20 protein-coding genes are annotated in these 22601 nt (G+C 46.8%); 6 read left to right on the forward strand and 14 right to left on the reverse strand.

The annotated features are described in order from the left end of the window. Positions 1 to 222 precede the first annotated feature (222 nt). From K8U60_RS13270 to K8U60_RS13280, 3 genes are all read right to left on the reverse strand, one after another. Positions 223 to 1521 carry an amidohydrolase gene (locus tag K8U60_RS13270; protein ID WP_317851929.1) on the reverse strand — a complete coding sequence of 433 codons (1299 nt, stop codon included), beginning with the start codon at positions 1519 to 1521 and terminating at the stop codon, positions 223 to 225. 30 nt (positions 1522 to 1551) lie between these two features. Continuing rightward, complete coding sequence (locus tag K8U60_RS13275; protein ID WP_223640373.1) at positions 1552 to 3081, reverse strand: AbgT family transporter; 1530 nt, start codon at positions 3079 to 3081, stop codon at positions 1552 to 1554. Between the two features lie 124 nt (positions 3082 to 3205). Next, the gene (locus K8U60_RS13280; RefSeq protein WP_223640376.1) at positions 3206 to 4372 is read right to left on the reverse strand and encodes a M20 metallopeptidase family protein; all 1167 of its coding nucleotides are present in this window, start codon (positions 4370 to 4372) and stop codon (positions 3206 to 3208) included. Positions 4373 to 4506: 134 nt separating this feature from the next. Here K8U60_RS13280 and K8U60_RS13285 point away from each other — a divergent pair, with 134 nt between their 5' ends. Beyond that, entirely contained in the window at positions 4507 to 5745 is a 1239-nt protein-coding gene (locus K8U60_RS13285) for a Zn-dependent hydrolase (RefSeq protein WP_223640379.1), read from the forward strand. A gap of 75 nt (positions 5746 to 5820) precedes the next feature. On the opposite strand, the gene K8U60_RS13290 is transcribed toward K8U60_RS13285, so the two are convergent. The 9 genes from K8U60_RS13290 to K8U60_RS13330 form a co-directional block, all read right to left on the reverse strand. After that, a complete protein-coding gene (locus tag K8U60_RS13290; protein ID WP_223640382.1) occupies positions 5821 to 6399 on the reverse strand; it encodes a TerD family protein in 579 nt (192 codons plus the stop codon). Positions 6400 to 6417: 18 nt separating this feature from the next. Then, a complete protein-coding gene (locus K8U60_RS13295; RefSeq protein ID WP_223640385.1) occupies positions 6418 to 7500 on the reverse strand; it encodes a toxic anion resistance protein in 1083 nt (360 codons plus the stop codon). 20 nt (positions 7501 to 7520) lie between these two features. Continuing rightward, the gene (locus K8U60_RS13300) at positions 7521 to 9134 is read right to left on the reverse strand and encodes a YceG family protein (RefSeq protein WP_223640388.1); all 1614 of its coding nucleotides are present in this window, start codon (positions 9132 to 9134) and stop codon (positions 7521 to 7523) included. Positions 9135 to 9158: 24 nt separating this feature from the next. Next, positions 9159 to 9974 carry a hypothetical protein gene (locus K8U60_RS13305; protein WP_223640391.1) on the reverse strand — a complete coding sequence of 272 codons (816 nt, stop codon included), beginning with the start codon at positions 9972 to 9974 and terminating at the stop codon, positions 9159 to 9161. Continuing rightward, positions 9971 to 11080, reverse strand: coding sequence for a cysteine protease StiP family protein (locus K8U60_RS13310; protein WP_223640394.1), 1110 nt, complete (start codon positions 11078 to 11080; stop codon positions 9971 to 9973). Before K8U60_RS13310 ends, K8U60_RS13305 begins: the two co-directional genes overlap by 4 nt. Then, on the reverse strand, positions 11077 to 12447 hold the full coding sequence (locus tag K8U60_RS13315; protein ID WP_223640397.1) for a phosphoribosyltransferase family protein: 1371 nt from the start codon (positions 12445 to 12447) through the stop codon (positions 11077 to 11079). Before K8U60_RS13315 ends, K8U60_RS13310 begins: the two co-directional genes overlap by 4 nt. After that, positions 12380 to 13525: an HpcH/HpaI aldolase/citrate lyase family protein gene (locus K8U60_RS13320; RefSeq protein WP_223640400.1), complete on the reverse strand. Its 1146-nt coding sequence runs from the start codon at positions 13523 to 13525 to the stop codon at positions 12380 to 12382. The genes K8U60_RS13315 and K8U60_RS13320 overlap by 68 nt, the downstream gene beginning before the upstream one ends. A 108-nt stretch (positions 13526 to 13633) precedes the next feature. Further along, positions 13634 to 14212 carry a TerD family protein gene (locus K8U60_RS13325; protein ID WP_223640403.1) on the reverse strand — a complete coding sequence of 193 codons (579 nt, stop codon included), beginning with the start codon at positions 14210 to 14212 and terminating at the stop codon, positions 13634 to 13636. A gap of 14 nt (positions 14213 to 14226) precedes the next feature. Beyond that, entirely contained in the window at positions 14227 to 14838 is a 612-nt protein-coding gene (locus K8U60_RS13330) for a TerD family protein (RefSeq protein WP_223640406.1), read from the reverse strand. A gap of 307 nt (positions 14839 to 15145) precedes the next feature. Here K8U60_RS13330 and K8U60_RS13335 point away from each other — a divergent pair, with 307 nt between their 5' ends. From K8U60_RS13335 to K8U60_RS13355, 5 genes are all read left to right on the forward strand, one after another. Next, positions 15146 to 16090, forward strand: coding sequence for a glycosyltransferase family 2 protein (locus K8U60_RS13335; protein WP_317851932.1), 945 nt, complete (start codon positions 15146 to 15148; stop codon positions 16088 to 16090). Beyond that, complete coding sequence (locus tag K8U60_RS13340) at positions 16080 to 16475, forward strand: GtrA family protein (RefSeq protein WP_223641341.1); 396 nt, start codon at positions 16080 to 16082, stop codon at positions 16473 to 16475. The genes K8U60_RS13335 and K8U60_RS13340 overlap by 11 nt, the downstream gene beginning before the upstream one ends. Before the next feature lie 19 nt (positions 16476 to 16494). Further along, entirely contained in the window at positions 16495 to 19071 is a 2577-nt protein-coding gene (locus K8U60_RS13345; protein ID WP_223640413.1) for a YfhO family protein, read from the forward strand. 101 nt (positions 19072 to 19172) lie between these two features. Then, on the forward strand, positions 19173 to 19814 hold the full coding sequence (locus K8U60_RS13350; RefSeq protein ID WP_223640416.1) for a superoxide dismutase family protein: 642 nt from the start codon (positions 19173 to 19175) through the stop codon (positions 19812 to 19814). A 170-nt stretch (positions 19815 to 19984) separates the two neighbouring features. Then, positions 19985 to 20860 (forward strand): SDR family oxidoreductase, encoded by an 876-nt coding sequence (locus K8U60_RS13355; RefSeq protein WP_223640431.1) that lies wholly within the window; start codon positions 19985 to 19987, stop codon positions 20858 to 20860. 119 nt (positions 20861 to 20979) lie between these two features. Here K8U60_RS13355 and K8U60_RS13360 read toward each other — a convergent pair whose 3' ends face one another. Both K8U60_RS13360 and K8U60_RS13365 read right to left on the reverse strand, forming a co-directional pair. After that, positions 20980 to 21654, reverse strand: a complete 675-nt coding sequence (locus K8U60_RS13360; protein WP_223640434.1) for a YqjF family protein — start codon at positions 21652 to 21654, stop codon at positions 20980 to 20982. Between the two features lie 117 nt (positions 21655 to 21771). Further along, positions 21772 to 22590, reverse strand: a complete 819-nt coding sequence (locus K8U60_RS13365; RefSeq protein WP_223640437.1) for a manganese catalase — start codon at positions 22588 to 22590, stop codon at positions 21772 to 21774. Positions 22591 to 22601 lie beyond the last annotated feature (11 nt).

Consider the following 22601-nt stretch of genomic DNA (forward strand, 5'->3'; position numbering starts at 1 on the left):
AAAGAGAGAAGCTTGCTAGTCTGTTCTAGAAAAAATAGTCCCAACAAATCTAGAAAATCCTTCACTCAAGGATCCGGAGCGCCAGGCGGCGAGTTCGCGGAAAGCGTCCGCCTGAAGCGCAGGATCCGGTATAAACAGGATCAAATGTGTATTCATTCTTTAAATGACATCAATATTCTTTTGTCTACAAGCTCAGACGGCAGGAAATACCTGCCGTCTTTTTCATGCTTTGCTTAGTTTCAATGCGGAGCGGTACAGTAAGTCGACAGCTGCCAACATTGATGCTTCATCAAAATCGAACCTTTCGTTGTGGTGGCCGGCTGCTAAGTCACTGCCGACGATGCAATAGGTGGCCAATCCACCATGCGCTTTTACCTGTTCCATATAATAGGTCGCATCTTCGGACCCTGCCGAATCAGTGGACCAGTCAATGGTGTTGGTGAAGTAAGGTGAGCTTTGGGCAACTTCATGCAAGCTTTCAACCAGCTCTTTGCTCGGAATGCTGCTTTTGGCTTCGCCCACCACTTCTGTAGAGACTTCGACGCCATACATGGCTGCAGCTCCTTCAAGAACTGCAAAAGCCTGTGTCCGGATGTAATCATTGATTTCAGAAGTTTCTCCGCGGGTTTCAATTTTCATATGAGCAGCTGCCGGAATAATGTTGCGTCCAGAACCTGCGTTCAACACGCCGACATTGACACGCGAAGCTCCAGCCGAGTGGCGGGGAATCCCGTGCAGTCCAAGCACAGCAGAAGACGCGGCCATCAACGCATTGCGCCCTTCTTCCGGCTTGCCTCCCGCATGAGAAGCCACGCCTTTGAATACCACATCCATCTTGGTGGTTGCCAGGAAACCGGCATTGCCGGCTACAAATTCACCTGTTGGAACACCGGTTCCAAGGTGCATGGCGATGAAGACATCGACATCGTCAACAACGCCTGCCGCTACCATTGATTTCGCTCCACGCGTACCTTCTTCTGCCGGCTGAAAAATCAGCTTGATCGTTCCGGCCAGTTTATCTTTGTTGTCGATGAGTATTTTCGCAAATCCAAGCCCAATCGAAGTATGCCCATCATGCGCACAAGCGTGCATCTTATCTGCGTTGACCGACTGGAAGCCATGATCGAATGGAATATGCCCTTCCGCCAATTCCTCTTGGATATCAAGAGCATCCATATCAAAGCGGTAAGCCAGCACCGGACCCGGTCTTCCGGTTTCAAGCACAGCGACAATCCCCGTCATGCCATCCTTGAAGTTCGGCAGCCATTTTGGATCAGCGCCGTTCTCTTGTGCCCAGTTATAATGCGCCTCCAGAACTTCTTGGCTGGGAACACCCATCCGCTGATCGGCTTTCATCACTTCCCCAGCCATCTGCAGCGGGTAGCCAAGTTCAGCTAGGCGGCTGGCGACAAGTGAAGCGGTACGCATTTCCAAGAATCCGGATTCCGCATGCTTATGCAAATCCCGCCGCCAACTGACCATCTCCTCCTGCAGCAGTTCGTCGATTAATTTCTCTGTCACTTGTTGTCCTCCTCAATATGATGCTTCTTTTTATAGATAAGGGGTGATTCCCGGTCCATATTGCAATCCTGTAAAGAAGAAAATCAGGAACAGGATGATCCAGACCACCAGGAAGGATAACGTATATGGAATCATCAATGAAATCAAGGTACCCATACCAGCCTTTTTGTCATACTCTTTCAAGAAAGAAAGCACGACGATAAAATATGGATTCAGCGGTGTCACGATATTCGTTGAGGAATCCCCCAAACGATAAGCCATCTGAGTAAATGCCGGATGATAGCCCAATTGCATAAACAGCGGAATAAATACCGGTGCTTCCAATGCCCATTTCGCTGATCCTGAAGTGATCAGGAAGTTCAAGGAGGCTGTGAATAAGATATATCCGACAATCAGATAGATGCCGGTAAAGTTGATTTGCGTCAAAAATTCTGCCCCGTTGACGGCAATCCAAGTTCCGATATTGGTCCACGTAAAGTAGGCGATAAACTGTGATGCAGCGAAAATAAGCACAATGAATCCAGACATATCTTTAATGGATTCAGCCATAAAGCCTACAGCATCCCCTGAATCTTTGATGGCTCCGACTGTTTTTCCGTAGGCAATGCCGAGAACCAGGAAAAATCCAAGAATAATCGGGACAATTCCCGACAGGAATGGCGAAGGGATCATCCCGCCATCTTCATTGCGGAGAGAAGAACCCGGCCAAACAATTAGCACCACTATGACAGCAATATAGGCAAGAGCCGCTAGCCCCGCATTGCGCAAGCCTTTGTTGGCTTTCGGGTGTTCTTCAGCACTGACATCGATAACAGCTTTTCCTTCGTATTTTCCAAGTTTCGGTTCGATAATTTTTTCAGTCACTAATCCTGCTACAATGGTCATGACAAAAACCGAAACGATATTGAAGTACCAGTTATCCGCAGGAGTTACGATCAGCGTATCATCCAAAATGGCGGCCGCTTCCGTTGAAATCCCGGAAAGCAATGCGTCTGTTCCAACAATCAGCAGGTTTGCAGTAAATCCAGCACCGGCGCTGGCAAATCCTACTGCCAGTCCGGCAAGCGGATGGCGGCCCAGTTTGTAAAATACCATGGCTGCCAAAGGCGGGATGAGGATTTGAGCCGCATCGGAAGCGATGTTCCCCATGATCCCCACAAAAGCGATGGCATACGTTACGATTGAAGCTGGAGCTTTCATGATCGTCTTTCGAATGGCGATTTCCAGCAATCCCACTTTCTCGGCCAATCCAATTCCCAGCATAATGGCTAATACGGTCCCTAACGGAGCAAAGCCGGTAAAGTTGGTCAGCATTGAAGTGACGATATACTGCAGACCACCCCAGGATAACAGATTTTCAATCGCCAACGTCTCTCCTGTCCCGGGATGGACAACAGAAGCACCGAATAAGCTGAAAATGAATGATGCAATGATTACACCAATTGCTAAATACACAAAAATCATGAATGGATCGGGCAATTTATTTCCCAGCTTTTCAATGGTATTTAGAAAACGGATAAAGATTCCCTTTTTTTCCCCATTCTGTTCCGGTTTTTTCATAATACGCCTCCTCAAATTCCTGAAATCTTAACTTTTTTAATAGTATAGTCAAATAAACAGCGAATAATCAATTGATTCCGACAATTAATGAATTTTTGTTTTATATTGTACGTGTTTTACAACATTATCCTTTTAGCTTATTCAGAGCATCCACTGTCACTTTAGTCATCGTTTCAATTCCAATTTCCAAAGCGTCTTCGTCAAAAAAGAACTCCGGATCGTGCAGGGGTTTGGGTGATTCTTCTCCTGCTTTCGAACATCCCAGCCAATAGAATGCGCCGGGAATTTTCTCCAGGAATCTGGAAAAATCCTCCCCCGCCATAGATGGGTCGACTTCCGGCAAAGCTTCTTCCCCCAGTAGACCGCTGGCACTTTCGCGCACTAACTCTGACCATTCTGGAGTGTTGATGGTGGCTCCATAACCTTCTGCATAGTCGAAATCAATTTTCACCTCATAAGCAATCTCAAAACCTTTCACTAAGTTTTCCAGACGCCGTTTCACAGTTGCTTTGGCTTTTTTGCTATAGGTGCGGACCGTTCCGTTCAACACGACCTGATCCGCTATGACATTGTAACGATAGCCGCCTTCGATCGTACCGATGGTTATCACGGCGGATTCCAAGGGATTTACGTTCCGGCTGACAATTGACTGCAGAGATGAGATGAATTCAGCCGTCACGACAATGGCGTCTTTTCCTTGGTGGGGCATACTGGCATGTCCGCCTGCTCCTTTGATTGTGAAAGACAGTTTATCTGATGCGCCCATCATTTCTTTGTCGCGTACACCAATCTGTCCGACTGGCAAATCGGGCCATACATGCTGTCCGAAAATGACATCCGGCTGGAATTCATCGAAGACGCCATCTTCCATCATCGGTCTCGCTCCACCGATGGGCGAAGCTTCTTCATTTGGCTGAAAAACGAGCAACACACGACCAGACAGCTGCTCTTTCATTTCCTGCAGTTTAAAGGCTGTTCCCAAGAGCATTGATGTATGTGCGTCATGGCCACAGGCATGCATCTTGCCGTCCACTTTGGATTTAAATTCGACAGCGGTCTTCTCCAGAATCGGAAGAGCATCAATATCAGCCCGGAGCGCTACCGTTCCGCCCTCTCCTTTGCCTTCGATAATGCCCAGTACACCCGTTTTCGCAAAACCTGTTTTAAAGGGGATGCCGGCCTTTTGCAGCTCTTCCTGAATCCGTTTAGAAGTTTCCCATTCTTCTCCGCCCAGTTCCGGATTTTGATGCAGAGCTCTTCTGATTTCCTTTACTTGGTCGATTACTGCCATCGCTTTTCATCCTCTCTGTTTTACTGACTCACTTCGAGAATAGCACAGTTGAAAAAAGCTGTGTACAAAATTCTGAATTCAGTAGTAATTATGCTACTATTGAAGGACAATTTCATGGGAAGGGATGAACATGGATGAAAATGAAAATTAATATAAACCGATTGATGTCGGCTATCGAGGCTTATGCTAAGTATGGACAAGTCGAAGGCGGCGGGGTAACTCGGCCCAGTTTTTCTACTGCCGATTACCAGGTACGGGAGCTTTTCAGACAGGAGCTGGAGGCTCTCGGCATGACTGTATCCGTCGATGCCATCGCCAATATTTGGGGAACTTTACCGGGGTCTGACGAGATGAGTCCTCCACTGGTGATAGGGTCTCACCTTGACACCGTTCCAAATGGAGGCAAGTATGACGGTGCTTTAGGCGTTTTGGTTGCCAAGGAAATTGTAGAGACTTTAAAAGAACATCAAGTCACACTGGCCCATCCTCTGCAAATTGTCTCCTTCACTGCTGAAGAAGCCAATGAATTTAATTTTTCGACCATGGGTAGCCGGGCTTTGAGCGGAAAGCTCAGCTCAGAGGAATTGCTGGCGGCAGAAGACCGCTCTGGAAGAACCCTGGCTGCAGCAGTTGAAAAAGCCGGCGGCGACCTTTCAAAGGTCGGCACCGGCAACAAGAAAACAATGGCCGCCTATTTCGAATTGCACATCGAGCAAGGAAGCAAGCTGGAGAACGAAAACTTATCCGTCGGGATCGTCGACAGTATTGTCGGAATCTACCGGGATCTGATTACGATTGATGGCCAGCAAAACCATTCCGGTACCACCATCATGAAGAACCGGAAAGATGCACTCGTGGCTGCCGGTGAAATGGTGGCAGAAGTGCAGAAGTTGGCGATTGCCCTCGACAGCGATACCGTCGCCACTGTCGGCAAATTCGAAGTGTTTCCAAATGCCGCCAATATCATCCCGGGCCGTGTCGAGTTTACGCTTGAAGTACGTTCTGCTGACGGACAGGAACGCAGAAACCTGGTTCAGTGCATCCATAATTCGTTTCGTATGATTGAAGAAAGACATGGCGTTAAAATGGCGATTGCCAATAACTACAACACACAGGAATGCGATTTCAACAGGCAGCTAATCGGTTTCATGGAAGAGGCGGCTGCCGAATCCGGTATTCGTTACACCGTTCTGCCAAGTATGGCCGGACACGATGCCATGAATCTGGCGGCAATGACCAAGTCCGTCATGGTCTTCGTCAAAAGCATAAACGGCATCAGCCATAGCCCGCAGGAATTGAGTCTTCCGGAAGACATCGAAAAGAGTGCCAATGTCCTGCTGAACGCTTTAATGAAAGCAGATCAGGCTCTTTAAAACTCTGCTTTCTGTATTTTCAGCAAAAAAATAAACCGTTTATCAGTTCAAAACTGATAAACGGTTTTTAATTAATTAGCCTAAGCCATAATCATTCACTAATGCCGCAAGGCCGCCCTGATAGCCGCTGCCGATTGCGTTGAACTTCCATTCATTGCCATGGCGATACAATTCGCCGACCACTAGAGCCGTTTCAATTGAGAAATCTTCCCCAAGGTCGTAACGGATCAATTCTTCGTTTGAATTTTCGTTCACAATGCGGATAAAGGCATTCGACACCTGGCCGAAGTTTTGTCCGCGGCTGTCCGCTTCATGGATGGTTACAGTGAAACTGATTTTATGGACATCAGCAGGAACATTCGGCAAGTCGACAATCACTTGCTCATCATCGCCTTCTCCTTCTCCTGTTAAATTATCGCCTGTATGGGTAACCGCGCCACCCGCACCAACCAAGTTGTTATAGAAGATAAAATCTTCCGGCCCACGTGATTTACCATTTTCCCCCACAAGGAAGACTGAAGCATCCAAATCGAAATCTCCGCCACCGCTGTATTTATTGGTATCCCAGCCTAAACCGACGACCACTTTTGTTAGGCCCGGATTTGTTTTCGTTAAGTCGATCTTCTGTCCTTTTGAAAGATTGATAGTTGACATATTGATTTCCTCCTCCGATTAATTAGCTTTGCGTTGCGTGTCTTCGTATTTTTTCTGCAACTCTTCGATGCGGAGACGGCCTTCTTCACGCATTTTGCGATTTTCCTGTTCAATCTCACGCGTGTCATTCATCCCCTGCATAATAGTCTCCCATGTTTGTTCAATCGTTTCAATCTTGATGCTCGGTTGGCCGGACATTCTAGCGATATCAACACTTTGGCGTGAAATGTCGTTGGCATTGTTCAATAGCATCTCATTGGTGCGCCGGTCCAATTCGCTCATGGATTCAGCCACCAGGTTCTGCCGTTTTGCCGCAATGGCATTGATCAAGCCTGTTTTGAAGATCGGGATGGTCGTCACAAAAGCCGAGTTGATTTTACCGATTAATTTTGTATTCCCGCGTTGCAGCATGCGGATTTGAGGTGCTGACTGATAAGATACCTGTTTAGCCATTTCAAGATCATAAACCCGCTGTTCCAGAAGCTCGATAGCATTCTGCAGGGAATTCAGTTCCATCAAGGCCATTTGGTCACCGGACTCCGCTTTTGCACGGACGGCTGGTTCCTGGGCTTTCAGTTCCTCGACTTTGATATCGCCGGCCGCGATGTATTTCTCCAATTCCATGAAATAATTGAAATTTTGATTATATAATTCTTCCAACGTAGTCGTTGATTTTTTCATTTCGCCTTCGTACTTGGTGATTTCAACATATACTTTGTCGATTTCAGTACCCATGGTCTGGTATTTATTGAAGAGCTGCTCAATCACTTTATTGCCTTTATTGAAGATTTTATTGAGGAAACCTTTCTTTTCAACAAAATCCTTCTTGTCGAATTTATCCATGATTTTGCCGAGTTGCTTCAGCAATTCACTGGATTCTTCCATGCTGTTTGCCTGGACGGAATTCAGGACCTTCCCTGTAAAAGCGGAAATCTCATTGGCTGGCTCGCGGCCGAATTCCAATAAAGCGATTTGGTTTTTCGGATCGATCTTTGAAGCCAATTGAAGGACTTCAGGGTCTTTCTTCAATTGAACTTTGAGTTGGGTTTCATCTTTCATCACCAATTCTTGCTGTTCGATTTGATCTGGCATATTCGTCATCCGATTTCACTCCTTTGTGGCTACAGCCATTTTCTGAATATCTTTTTCACTACGGAAGGCTCCCGGTACGGCTCGTTGAAGCTCCGCTCATCCAGCCAATGTGTATCGAACGATTCGGGATCCACCCAGCGTTCAATGTCTTGATGCCCTTGCGGATTGATGATGATGACATCGAGTCCGAAGACATGGATCAAGGCGATTGCGTTGGCATCCGCCCGGCTCAATTCGCCATCTTTTTCTTCGTTGTAAAACAACATCGTCGGTACGAATTGCGGATAATCGAACAATTGGATCAATTGAACCACCGAATCCGGCAGCGACATGGACTGGGAAAAAGCATAGAGCTGCAGGTCTTCAAACGATTCACCGCTTAGCGGCAGCAGGATCGGCTTTTCAACATGCCGCGCTATCGCTGCTGCAATGGCAGTCTGGACGCCGTCCGGCAACTTATTGTACTTCCACCAATGTGCGGCTTTCATTTTTTCCGGGTCGAGCTGTCCGTCTTTTCCAAGAGCGGCGCGGTAATGAAATTGTTGATTGCCTTTTCGTTCTTCCATAAAAGGAAAACTGCGTACCAATTTTGTATCTTCACGCTCCGTTAAGTTATGGACATTATCCCAAAAGCGTTTACGGTCTTTTTCGATGCCCATGAGCTTAGAGAAAACAACAGGAATGTTGACGCTTCCACTTGCTACTGAAAACGAGGGGCGGACCATCGCTCGTTCTTTGGCGAGCATGAAAGCTTCATCCATCGTCGTTTTCAATCGCACCGAATGTGTCCGGTAGGATTTGAATTGGAACGGCTTGTAAAGCCCGGAATCATCATGATGCAACAGCCGATCCACTTCCTGGGTTGCCCGGTAAGCGACCGTTCCGACACGTTTCGGCTTTTCTTCCGGAAAAGGCAGAAGCGACTCGGTGTTCACTTGGAAGCTGTGGCTGTGAAGGCCTTCTTTTCCAATTGCCTGTTCGAACCAGCCTTCGCCTTTCGGATCATAGACGATTACGTGGAAGCCGAAATCAGCTGCCAATTTCAAAAACCAGGTTTCACTTTCCGAAGCGCTGCCATACCACAAAAAGCCCGGCAGCCCTTTTTCAAGATCCAACTTTTCTATTTCAGGGTCGATATGGTTGAACATCCATTTGACTAGATCAGTCGTTACACGACGGAAAGAAGAATGGGTCGTGCTCCCGCCAGATTGCTCCTGAAATGCTTTCAGGATGTCGATCAGTACAACGCGGAGGCGTCTGTTCAGTCCGGGATCTTTTAATCTGGGAAGAAGGCCTTTACCGTCAAGGAACGCTACCATGCGATTCGGGGACAGGCCTTTTTCCTTTTTATTCATTTCAAACAGATCCTGCAATGTCCGGAGCCGATCCTGCTCAATATGCTTATTCATTTTATCCGATAGACGGATTAGCCGCCCTTCTGCTGCTTCGATGACGTCATAGATGGAGGCGAAATATTCGTCGGCATCAAGTGTCATGCCCATCACCTGTCCAAGCAGCTGCGGATACGTAATCTGATCTTCTTCAATTTTAGTTTCGCTGTGATCCACTATCGGTTTTTTCAGCCATTCCCCGATCTTTTCCGGATCCCAGGTTTTGGCGGGGATCGGATGCAATTGAACCATCGGAATCTCTCCTTGCTTTGTTGCTTACTTACGCTGCAATGAAACCTCGACGACACGGGCCAAGATTTCTTCTCCTACTTTAATGCCATGTCCAGCAGTCCTGTGGATGTGCCCAGATACCGGAACCGCGCTTTTTACTGCTTCTCCATGGGAGGCCAGCATACTGTAATCAGCACTTTCCAATAGGTCCAGATCCAACAGCGAATCACCTGCTGCAACTACATAAGTTGCGCCCAGACGTTCTTTGACATACTCCATGGCACCTGCTTTCGTGATGCTTTCCGGCATGAAATAAAGTTTTCTTCCTTGGAGCGACATTCCCCACCCGAGCTTCTTAAAAGATGTCGTATAAAAATCAAGCTTATCTTCAGGGAACCGCGCGCGGTCGACAATCAGATAGACGAACCACTCGTCCGCTTCCCGGACTTTCAGTACCCAGTCTTCCGAAAAATGGCGCTCAATTTCCGGCAGTAACTCCGTAATGATGGTTTTTCGGCTGACGCATTGCCGGCGAATTTCTTCTGACCACTCCTTGATCGGTTCACCATTCTCCAAAATGACGGCTCCATTGGAAATAACCGCAAAACGCGGTGCTTGCTGCCCTTTGAAAATGCCTGTCACCCGCTCATATTGAGCCTGTGTCCGCGTAGTAACCGGTAAAAAGAATGCCTTCTCGTTGATTGCCCACAACGCCGACTGGCTGCTTTGCGTCATGAAGGACAAAGGTTTGCCTTCGTATCGCTCCACTTCCACCAATTCGTCTTCTGCCACGTCCATTCCCATCGAATTACGCGAATAGATCAAGGTTTGATCCAAATCACTGGCGAATAATACTGTCATATTTCTTTACCTGACCGGATCAAGCCGATTGCACGATAGAACAAATCGGGAACGACTTCCACCGGCACCTCTTTTTCTTTTGCCAACATCAAAATATGATGGACATCCGGATTATCCAGGCTGTTGACCAGAACCTTCCACGGACTTCTGCGAAGCAGGACGCGCGTCGTTTCTCCAACACCTGGTTTAATCAGATGGTAATCGGTTTCACTGTACATCTGTTGGCCGATCGCCTCGACTTCCTTCATGCCCTGCCAGGTTCTTTCCGCCGTCACCGGCGTAGAGACGGCGTCCTTTTCGACTCTTTCACGCGTCAACGCAAAGCATTCCGTAATCTGGTCGACAAAATCATTGGATAAATCCTCTTTGAGCAGCTCTCCATAAAATTTCGCGCCGTGGAAATCATCCTCACCAATATACAATTTGTTGAGGATCGTTCGGCTCACCAAACCTGAAACAGTAGCATTCAAACATGCACTTGGAATAAGGAAGTCTTCACGCGTACCGAACAGTACCGCACAGGCTCCCGGATCGGCCAAGACGGCCATATCATCAAACAATTCCATTCCTTTTTCTGCATTGAGGCCCTTGACCGCTTTGGTCAACTCTTTTTGTATAGCCCCTTTTCCAGTCCAGCCATCCACAAATTGGATGCGGCTGGTCGGATGCGCAGTCCGGATTGAGTCGATCGCTTTTTCATCAATCCCTTTATCGCGCAAAATGGATACGCTGTAATGTGGCCAGTCCATATTCATCACTTGTTCGGCGTAGCGGCGGATCAAAACACCGATCGGGCTGCCTGCACGCGCCAACGACACAAGAACAATATCATCCGTTCCGGCATTCATGAAAATCCGGCGTGTCACCAAGCCTACAAGATAGCTTAATTGTTCTTTGGTTTTCAGCACTGTTTCATGATAAAGATTGGTGTATTCCTCAGAAGGCCGATATTCCATCGGCAGCCGTTCTGCATAATGAGCACCTGTCTGAACCGCCTTTTCTCGTTCCTCCAATGTACTTTCCACAAACTCTTCGCTTACATCCTTCAATAGGAAAGTGATGTCTTCTTTCGGATAACTCGTTTTCACTAGACCGGTTGCTATCATTCGATTTCTTCACTCCTTTTAGTGGTTGTCAGGGATATCCACTCCACTGGCGCCTTTTTCTCCAGGTATGCGATCAGTGGCTGCCATTCGGATTTGTCGATGACAGATTCAGCCAACAGGTAGATCCGGTCAATATCCAGTTCATTCAGATTATAGATGAATTGGCTGACTCCTTCTGCATCCGGCAACGCAAAACTGGCTTTTTCCTTAATCGGATAGCCGGTTGTCTGGGAGGCGAAGATCGGGCTGCGCGTCGTCGTCTGCACAAGGGGGTTGCCGCCCAATGCCAAAGCAAAACGCAAAGGCAGGTACATATTTTCACCTACACCAATGACCAATGCCTTATCGCTTGTGCCTACGACCTGACGGGCTGCCGATTCTGCCCAGACCGCTATTTCATCCTGTTGCTTGCTGGTGATGCCGAAACGTCCAGTATAGGAGATATACTGTTGACCGGTTTTTGAGCCGACAGCTAATTTCCTGCCCGGCAATTCGACATCCGGAAGTTTGAAAACCGTTCCATCCAATGAAACCAATTCCGGCTCCTCAGGTGCTGAGCTGTGCAACAGGTCGAATTGGCCAGCCATTAAAGACAGCACTTTCAGACTGATATCCCGTCCATATGCCATTTCTTCCAACTTTTCTTTTTGGCTTTCATTTCGCCAATCCAGAATGGAAAGAGACGCATAATTTTTTCCAGGAAATTGATCATCCAATGCACAAACCAGATTCAACAACGTATTGCCTGTAGAAATTTCATCATCGATCAAAACGATGGTTTTCGCTTCTTCAAGCATACCCGAAGGCGCATATACTTTATGGGACGTTGCGTGGGAATGTTCTTCTTCAAAGACAAAAGATGGGGTAATGCCGATAATTTCTTCACGCGTTGTATGGATATAGGCAGCTTCTTCAAAATGCTGAAAAACCGAATGGCCAAGTCCGGTGGCTGTTTCCGCCATACCGATGAAAACCGTTTTTTCAGGCATCGCTTTTTTAAATTGAAGTGCCTGGAAACTTACATGACGATCCGCTGTTCCAGATTCGATCATTTTCACAAGAGAACGCGTATCTGGATATCCTTCAAGGCCCACTTCTTCCATCAGCAGGGAAGCAAGCAATGTTCCTGTACCGAGAGCCAAAGCAGGATGGACAGCCAAATGCTTGGCAATCAACTTGCTGACAAAGAGAAATTGGCGCTTTTTATTGACGCGCAGCGCGACAGAAAAAAGCGATTCCGGCGAGAGGCCAGGATAGGCTTCTGCGACAGAAATATTAATATCCAGATTCTCCCAGAGTTTAGTGTTGATTTGATAGTTGGTTTGCCCGGATATGGTTGAGGACGTCGATTGGTTGATAGTTTTCATTCAGCACCCCGTAGACTTCCGCTTGAGCGGCAATTTTCCTTGCCCAACTCAAATGCGGTTTTACTTCGTTCATTTTATTGCGTTTGGGACTTTGCAGAACCCCATTTCGCTTACTGCTTTCATTAAGAATCAGTCGAGCGTCTTCGTAGGCTTCAAGCGTGACGATATGGCCTGCATTGACGATGGAGATCTGTGATGGATGAATGCAGGTTTTTCCTTTGAAACCGTTCAGGACGTCCAGTTGGACTTCTTCCCACAATGTCTGTTCCGGTTTCGAGGAAAGCCATAAACGTTCTCCACTCGAAAAATGTTCATATACAGGTCCAGATACCGTAAAGCCATCTTCTGAACGGCCAAAGCGGTTTAGGATGGAAATCAGGCAATCCCGGATGATGTGGACATCGTAGATCGTCCGTTCTGCAGGTCGCCGCAAACCGTAAAGACTCGAAAAATCGGTTGCTCCTACCCGGACGGTCAAAATCCGCTCAGCTTCAGCTTGCATAATACTGTGTAAATCAGCCAGCGTCCGTTCACGGGATTCACTGTACAGAACTTCCTTTGTTTCAAGAAGAGGCAATGCGTAGAGTCTTCTGCCTGCCGCTTCGCTCGCTCGATCCAACGCATCGAAAAATAACGGCAATGTAGCCGGCAAACATTTTGGAAAAACGACTCCGGTCAATACGCCTAATGCAGTTCCTGCCATTTTGATCAATTTATCCAATTGATTCGGCGTCCGAATCCGCAAAAACAAAGCCGGACCTGCTGCCAACTGATCCGCAGTCGCCTGTTCCAGTTTTTTCAACTCACCCACAACATTTTCTTCCGCCGACTTCAATTCTGTATCAGCTACTGCATCTTCCAAACAGACAATCAATGTCGTCAGGCCGGTAAATGGGCCGTTATTGTAATCCCCACTTAAAATCCTTTGAGCGAAATCCACTCTGGATCCCGGTGTATAAAGTGCTGCACCCAAGGCCAGGCTTAAAGTTTCCCGTTCCGTATCACGGTTGAATTCTGCCGGGGAATATTTAAAAAAAGTCTTTAAATCAGAATCGGTTAATCCGTTAAAATGTCTCATGCGTGATCCCTCCCGGCATGCTGCTAGCTACAGCCCGTTCAAATTATCATTTCAACTATGAATGGAGAAAAAGCAAGGAGAAAGTCTCCTTGCTTTTCCATCGTTTACTCAGCTGTTTAAGCCAAAGTCCTTAACAAGAGACTCTAAGCCGCCTTGATAACCGCTGCCAATGGCATTAAATTTCCATTCTCCTCCATGACGGTAAAGTTCACCGACAACAACTGCAGTTTCAATTGAAAAATCTTCACCCAGGTCGTAGCGGATCAATTCTTCATTTGTGTCCCCATTAACAATACGGACGTATGAATTACTTACTTGGCCGAAGTTTTGGCCGCGTGCTTCCGCATCATGGATGGTGATGGCAAAAGTCGCCTTCTCGATGGATGCTGGAATAGCAGACAGGTTGACATTCACCTGTTCGTCATCGCCTTCGCCTTCGCCTGTTTTGTTATCGCCTGTATGCTCTACTGCACCAGCAGCGCCTGTCGTATTGTTATAGAAGATGAAATCAGCTTCAGAAGCCGTTTTGCCTTCAGCATTCAGAAGGAAGACCGAAGAATCCAAGTCGAAATCCTGCCCGCCGTCATACTTATTGGTATCCCAGCCTAAACCTACGATTACTTTGGATAAGCCCGGATTGCTTTTCGTTAAATCCACTTTTTGGCCTTTTGATAAATTGATTGCCATTATTCCATCACTCCTTAAGAATATTTGTTAGCGATTGATCCAATATCAGGTTCTGATGCACCTTCGCCGATGGCAGAAAACTTCCACTCTGCACCTTGGCGGTAAAGTTCACCTGTAATCAACGACATTTGGCCCGCATAATTATCGGTTAGGTTATAATGAACCAATTCTTCTTTCGATTGATTATCGACTAAACGGATAAAGGCGTTTTCGATCATGCCGAAGTCTTGTTTCTTTTGTTTGGCATTATAGATGTTTACGACAAAGACCAAGCGATGAACGGAAGGTGAAATACGTTTCAAGTCGATATTGATCGTTTCATCATCGCCTTCGCCTTCGCCAGTCAGGTTATCACCCGAATGGACCACGCTGCCGTCTTTGCTTTTCTTATTGCCGAAATAGATCAGGTTTTCCTTAGCCGTCAGTTTGCCGTTTTCGTCCAGCAATAGGACAGAAGCGTCACAGTCAACCTCGGCTCCACCGCCGCCGCCCAATAGGCCACTCAGGAATCCTCCACTTTTCTTTTTAGCGACTGGGTCCCAGCCCAAGCCGACCATAATGCTTGAAAGAGATGAACGTCCTTTTGTTAAATCGATCTTCTGACCTTTTACAAGATTAATCGCCATTCGTAACACTCTCCATTCATCAGTATGTATTCTATTTTAATGGTATCGGTCCAACATGTAAAATTCAACGAATAAAGCCTGACAGCACTTTCAACCATTCAAGCCGCTTGAAGTCAGATCCTCCCGCCTTCAGTTTTAGAGACAGTAAACCTGCGCTGAATTTTCAGTCAAATGTTTTCTTGAAACACCTGACGTATACTAATACGTATCTAAGGCCAGGAAGTTTCATTTTCCTGTGGCATACTTCTTAATTGACGCGGGTAATGTAAGCTAAAGATGCATTTTCACGAACAGATCGAAAGGGGAAATAAACATGAAGCTTATCTCCATTGTAGTTCCAGCTTATAACGAGGAAGCCAATATCGCTTCGATGTATGCGAAATTGGCGCAGGAACTTGAGGCCCTTCCATATCGTTATGAAATCATGTTCATCAATGATGGCAGCAGTGATGGCACACTCCAGGAAATTTTAAAACTGGCAGAAGCACATGACACTGTAAAATATATTTCACTGACACGGAATTTTGGAAAAGAGTCGGCGATGCTCGCTGGCTTGAAACGCATCAAAGGAGACGCCGCCATCGTAATGGACAGCGACCTGCAGCATCCGCCCACCCTGATTGGAGAGATGGTCCAGGGTTATGAGGAAGGCTTTAACCAGGTCGTAGCCAAACGATCACGCACCGGAGACACCAAAGTCAGGTCCATGCTCTCTTCCCTTTACTATAAACTGATCAACTCCATCACCGATGTCGACTTGCAGGATGGTGAAGGCGACTTCCGGCTGTTGAGCCGTAAAGCCGTCAATGCGATTCTGGCATTGAGTGAAAGCAACCGTTTTTCCAAAGGGCTGTTCTCCTGGATCGGCCTCAGCAAAAAAACCATCAATTATGAAAATGTACTGCGGACTGATGGCGATTCAAAATGGTCGTTCAATAGCCTGGTCAATTACGGAATCGACGGAATCGTTTCATTCAATATGAAGCCTTTACGCATTTGCTTTTACACAGGCTTCCTGGTTCTGTTCCTATCGATTATCTACATTTTCTTTACGCTGTACAATATTTTGCGCGAAGGCATCGGCGCTCCCGGCTACTTTACAACAATTACCGCCATTCTCTTACTGGGCGGCATTCAATTGATCAGCCTCGGGGTCATCGGCGAATACATCGGACGCATCTATAATGAAACCAAACAGCGCCCGCATTTTCTTGTGGATATCAGCAATGCGGATGAATATGATGAGATTTAACTCGGTGAATACTGAATTTACCCGCTTTCTCTTTGTCGGCGGCCTGAATACCTTGAGCTATTACACCATTTACCTTGTACTTCATAATGTTTTCTCTCTGCCTTATCTGCTGGCGCATATTGTCGGCTTTCTGATCAGCTTGAACATTTCCTTTTTTTTGAACTGCTATGTGACGTATCGCATTAAGCCAACCTTAAAAAAATACTTGTATTTCCCTTTAACACAGGTGGTCAATATGGCTGTTTCCACAGCGTTGATTTACATTTTCGTTGAGTTTCTTCACCTCAACAGCAATATCGCGCCTTTCGCGGCGGTATTATTCACAATTCCCATCACTTTTGCTGTATCCGGTAAAATCCTGAAAGATACGGCTCAGCCAAAATAAGCAAAAAGACGGTGACTCTATGCAAAAGCTACGCCCTGCTCTTCTTCTGTTATTCTTCAGTTTCCTGCTGTCGGCGATTGGCCACTTTGTTTTTCTTCATCAGTGGACACGCAGCCATTTCATGGTGGGAGTCAATGATGGGCTTTCACAAATGATGCCTTTCAAGCATCTGTTATACGAACAATATACCCGAGGAGAGTTTTTCTATTCATTTGATTTCGGCTTGGGGGCAGGCACGTTCAGTGAGCTGTCTTATTATTTCTCCACATCCATCGTTTTTCTGATTTCGGTGGTGATCGTTTTCCTATTCGAGATAAGCAACATCATCCAGACGACAGACGTACTGTTCTGGGCAAATGCTGCCGTCTTTATCAGTATCGTCCGTCTGGCAGCTGTATTGTTCATCACTACACGCCTGTTCATGTACATGAAGCTGTCAAAGCCGGCAGCTCTTTTGGGGGCTTCCCTCTATGGCATCTCGGGCATGTATTTCCGCCACGCCACCTACTGGGAGTTTTTCGCGGACGCTTTCCTATGGTTGCCGATCCTCCTGTTTGGTGTCGAAAAAATCTTCCGTGAACAAAAGCCCGGCTGGTTTTTGGCCGCGGTCGCAGTTTCAATGATCGACAATTTCTATTTTGCCTACATCAACCTTTTGTTGACCGGCCTCTATATCCTTTTCCGCTTGTTCATCCCACTAAGTGAAGGTGGCGAGGACAAGAAAAAAGCAGTGATGCATTTTGCTGTTGCCGGCCTGGTGGGCGCTGGCATCAGTGCCGTTTCTTTCGTTCCCGCTGTCTATGCGTACCTAAACAACCATAGGCCGCCTTTTCAGCAGGAGATTCCATGGATCGATTTAACGGATAATATTCTTTTCAGCAGTCGTTTTATCGTCCTGCCGGCGTTTTTCATCCTGCTGTTGTTTTGCGGCTTTCTTTATCGCCATAAAACGTTTCGCTTGTTTGCGCTTCTTGGCATAGCAGGCATCCTTATGCACCACAGCCCATTAATCGGCAGCGCCTTCAACGGTTTCTCCGCCCCCCAATACCGTTGGGAATATTTTTTATCCCTGGTTGCAGGAGGTGCCGTTGCCGTTGCATTCGATCAATTGCATAAATTCACGCTGCAGCGTTTTGCCATTGCCGCTGTTTTTGCGATTTTCTGTTTTGCGCTTTACGCTTCAGCAGATGAATATTTTATCATCGATTCACCGACTTCCCTAGTAGCTTTTGGCAGCCTGCTGCTTACGCTGCTGCTGTTGTTTTTTTACATCCAATTCAAAAAGCCATTGTTTAAAATCCTGTTGATGACTTCGCTGTTTGCTTGGGTTTTGATCTTTTCCAACCTCTACCAGACAGAAAAGCTCCTGGAAGATGGTGATATTTCCCAGGTCAACGAAGAGCTGATGACTGGGGCTGACTATGATGATCCGGAAATAAATGAACTGCTGGATTACATTCATGCCAAAGAATCAGATGGGCCTTACCGTACTGAGTGGATGGAAGGCGTGCGCAACAATACGCCCATTGTTCAGGATTTCCAGGGATTGAGTACGTATTCCAGCATTTTAAATAAAAACTTATTGTATTTTTACTTATACGATCTTGAAATTGATATGGGACGTGAAAGCGTCAGCCGCTATGCAACACTTGGCAATCGGGCGAATCTGTACAGTCTGCTGCAGGGTAAATACGTCATCCGTCCACACGGAGACGAAAACATTCCATACGGCTTCACTGAAATCCAATCCAGTGAAAATTTTGCTGTCTATGAAAACAGTTATGTACTGCCTTTTGCCCGATCCACTTCCAAAGTTTATCAGGAGCAGCAATTAGCCGGAATGTCTCCACTGATGCGTGAGCAGGCCATGCTGACAGGCATTGTGCTTGATCAGGATTCAGACGCTGAACGGCTGCCATCAGACGGCAATTCTGTCGGCTTTGGGACTACAGCAATCGGTGGAACTTACGATGATGGGCTATTAGAAGTAACTGAAGGCACCGGTGGTTTAAATTTACGTTTGGAGAACCCGCCGGAATCCGACGGTGATTTGTTTGTCTCCTTCCATTTGGAAAATACGGCAGCGGATCAAGGCTTTCCACTCCAGGTCAATGGCTATCGCACCACCAGAAAATCCAATCAGTCGGTCTACAAAACCTTTGTAGACGATCTCACAATCCGAATCCCGGCTGCTCAACAAGTTGAGCTCCGCCTCCCGGAAGGAACATATGAATTGACGGATATCCAATTGTATTCGGAGACTTATGAGATCTTGCGGGAGCAAGCCGATCAGCCTGACCTTTCCAGCAACTTAATAATCGAAGGCAGCCATGTCAGCCTTGATTATTCCAATGCAGAAAATGACGATTACTTAAAATTGTCCATTCCTTACGAACGCGGATGGCATGCATCCGTTAATGGAGAAGAAGTGAAAGTGCTGAAAGCAGATTATGCTTTTGTTGCAGTTCCCTTGGAAACAGGCGAAAACACCATCTCCTTCACTTATCGGCCACCATTCTTTAAGCCGGCCGCTGCAATAAGTGTCCTATCGACACTTATTGGGTTGTTAATTGTTTTCCGCAAAAGAATAAGATGAAACTTCTTTATCCTACAAAAGAATCCATTTCAGAAAATTGCGTTTATTTCCCCGTGAATATGTGTAAGGTAGAATAACATGATTACGAGGGAGGAGTTCAGATGAAGCGTTGGCTTATGCTTATTTTAGCACTGGCTTTTTTATTATTTTTGACAGCCTGTGGCAACGAAAGCGCAGAAGACCCACCAACAGAATCTGACGGCGCAACAGAACAGGAACCTGAAGACGATGGAGATGACTTGCCGCAGCTCGGAGACGAGACAGACGAGGAAAGCAGTGAAGAAATTCTAATGCTGACTGTTGAAATGATGGACAGTGATGGAAATGCAATTGGCACCGCAGAATTATCTGGAGAAGAGGCTGGTGTGATGGTAGCACTTGAAGTGGAAGGCTTGGAGGAAGGCATGCACGGCATTCATTTCCATGAAACCGGCATGTGTGAAGCTCCTGATTTCGAATCAGCTGGCGGCCATTTTAATCCGACCGACGCTATGCATGGCATAGATAATCCGGATGGACCGCATGCTGGAGATTTGCCGAATATTGAAGTAAGCGATGATGGCACGGCTTCGCAGGAGTTTACAGCTGAAAATGTGACACTCGCAATCGGCGAGGAAAACTCTCTGCTTAAAGAAGGCGGAACGGCGCTTGTCATCCATGCAGGAGAAGATGATCAAATGACGGACCCATCCGGTGACTCCGGCGATAGAATTGCCTGCGGAGTAGTTACTGGAGAGTCATGAAAATTTTACTGAACCAGCTTCAAGTCCGAACGGAAACACCTCTACAATTGGGTGTTTCCGTTTTTCTTTCCTTATGAACAGTGGTTTTCCAGATAATTGCTTTTGTGTTTAAGTGAAACAACAGCGGGAATAAGGAACATGACGCTAGTTAATTTTAAGGAGGATTCGTTATGGCTAAAGACAAATTCGAAGAAATTGATGAACAGGTGGATCCGCAGGAACAATCAAAGCAACCCGGTTTAGAAGAGCAAATGGATCCTGAACCGATTTACGATGACAAAGACTATAAAGGCTCCGGGAAACTGGAAGGCAAAGTCGCCCTCATTACAGGAGGAGATAGTGGAATTGGACGCGCTGTCGCTGTCGCATATGCAAAAGAAGGCGCCAACGTTGCCATCGCCTATCTTAATGAGGATGAAGACGCTGATCAAACGATTAAAGCGATTGAAGCTTACGGGGCTAAAGGCGCTAAATTTGCGACAGATGTCAGTGATGTTGAAAATTGCAATCAGCTTATAGTGGACGTCATTTCTGAATTCGGCCAATTGAACATTTTGGTCAATAATGCCGGAAAACAGTTTCCACAGGATGATTTCCTTGCCATTAGTCCAGACCAGTTAATGGAGACTTTTTCAACCAATATTTTCAGTATGTTCTATTTGACGCAGGCTGCCTTGCCGCATCTTCAAAAAGGCGACAGCATCATCAATACATCATCCGTCACAGCTTATCGCGGCTCTCCAGAACTGATTGATTATTCATCAACCAAAGGAGCAATCACGAGCTTTACCCGCTCCTTGTCCGCCAATATCGCGGAGCAAGGCATCCGGGTGAATTCAGTCGCGCCGGGTCCGATTTGGACACCACTGATTCCAGCGACTTTCGGTGCAGAAAAAGTTGGAGAACATGGTGGAGACACACCGATGGAACGGCGTGGACAGCCGTCAGAACTGGCTCCTGCCTATGTCTATCTGGCTTCCAAGGACTCCACCTACGTGACTGGCCAGGCCATTCATGTAAATGGCGGAGATTATATCAGTTCCTGAATATCACTGACCTGGCATTTGCCGGGTCAGTTTTTAAATCCTTTTTTACTTGACGAAACGCGTCGGGGAAAAGAGGGAAACTTCTCACAAGCCCCTTGTATGACGCAGACCATCTGCTTTCACGCCTCCCTCACTGGCGTATAAAACCTTGTTTTTTGCCCTTTTGAATAATGGGCCATCGGAAGATGATGATGGAGCGAAACAGGAAGATACGAAGCCATTGTGTTTTGATGGATCTGGCCTTTTAAATAATGGAGCGTCCAGGGTGGATGTGTAATATCCACTCGATACAGCTGCTCTTTCGGTTTTGTCCACAAACAATAACGTTCCGTCAGCCACTGCTCGATGGAGCTTGGTGCAATGGGCTTTGCATCTTCTTTAAAGGTCATTCTAAAAGATTCCGGAAAGTGATCTTTTTCGATTCTTTTGCTGGTGAATGTCCGGTGTCCCGCTTTCTTTGACATGCTCATATCAGCATGCCGATATGGCAGAAAACCGCCGAGAGAAGCAGCTAGTACGGCAAGCCGGCTGTCCGCATCCAAGCTGAAGAAATACACGCCTTGCTTATTTTTGTATTTCACATACGTCCTGACGTTCAGCTCCAGATAGGAACGTGTACTTGGAACTGGCGGAAGCAATCGAAGACGTGTAGCTTTTGCACGGAACAGCACGACACCAATCCAAGCTCGATTATCGTATAAATCGATTTCCAACTCTGCCGGCACAAAACGACTCAGCCAACTCACTTCGACCGGCCAGTGCAAAAAAACCACATCTTTCCACTTCTGCTTCATGATCCAGGCTCTTTTTGACACGATCCCTCCACCCTTTCTTTTGAAGAAATTGTACGGAAGAACAAAAGAGGCTGCCCCTAAGCCATTGCATATGACTTTAGGACAGCCTCAAAAGGGTTATTTCAGTTTATCTTCCGGCAATGAATTATGGGCTTCCGGTGGAGCTGGCTTCAGTTCAGGTTTAGTGCTGAAGGGCTCTGGTTTGCCGAATTTAAATTCGTGGCCATCCGGTGCAGGCTCATGCATCCACTTGAGCTCTTTGCTGCTTTCAGAGTTCGTGTAAAGAGTATGGGAGTATTCAGTTGCTTCCCATTCTGGCGGAAGTGTTCCAGGCACAATCGGACCTTCTTTCGCTTCCAATTCTTTTATAGCAGCAAGCCATTGGTTTTGGTGCATCGTATCACGTGCCAAGAGGAAAGAAAACAGGTCTTTCACACCTTTGTCGTCTGTCATGCTGTAGAGACGGGCTACCTGCAGGCGCCCCTGTGATTCTGCATTGACATTGGCACGGAAATCCGCCAATAAATTACCGCTCGCTACGATATATCCCGCGTTCCAAGGAACCCCATTGCTGTCTTTTGGGGAAGCACCTAATCCATGGACGATGGCATGCTGCGGATTCATGCCGCCCATGATTGCTCCGACAATCGGATCGCTGGCAGCTTTTTCCTGTTCGTAAACAGGTGCCCCTTCAAGGAGCCTTGCCACCATAGTTGCCAGCATTTCAATATGCCCCAACTCCTGCGTTCCTGTATCCATCAGCAAATCTCTGTACTTTTCGTTTCCTCTTGTGCTCCACCCTTGGAATAAGTATTGCATGGCAACTGACATTTCGCCGAATTGCCCGCCGATCAATTCCTGTACTTGTTTAGCGAACACCGGATCTGGAGCGTCCGGTTTAGCGTGGTATTGAAGTTCTCCTGTATGAAAAAACATAAATAAAACCT

The sequence above is a fragment of the Planococcus circulans genome, assembly GCF_020023385.1.
In the GTDB taxonomy this organism is placed as follows: domain Bacteria; phylum Bacillota; class Bacilli; order Bacillales_A; family Planococcaceae; genus Planococcus.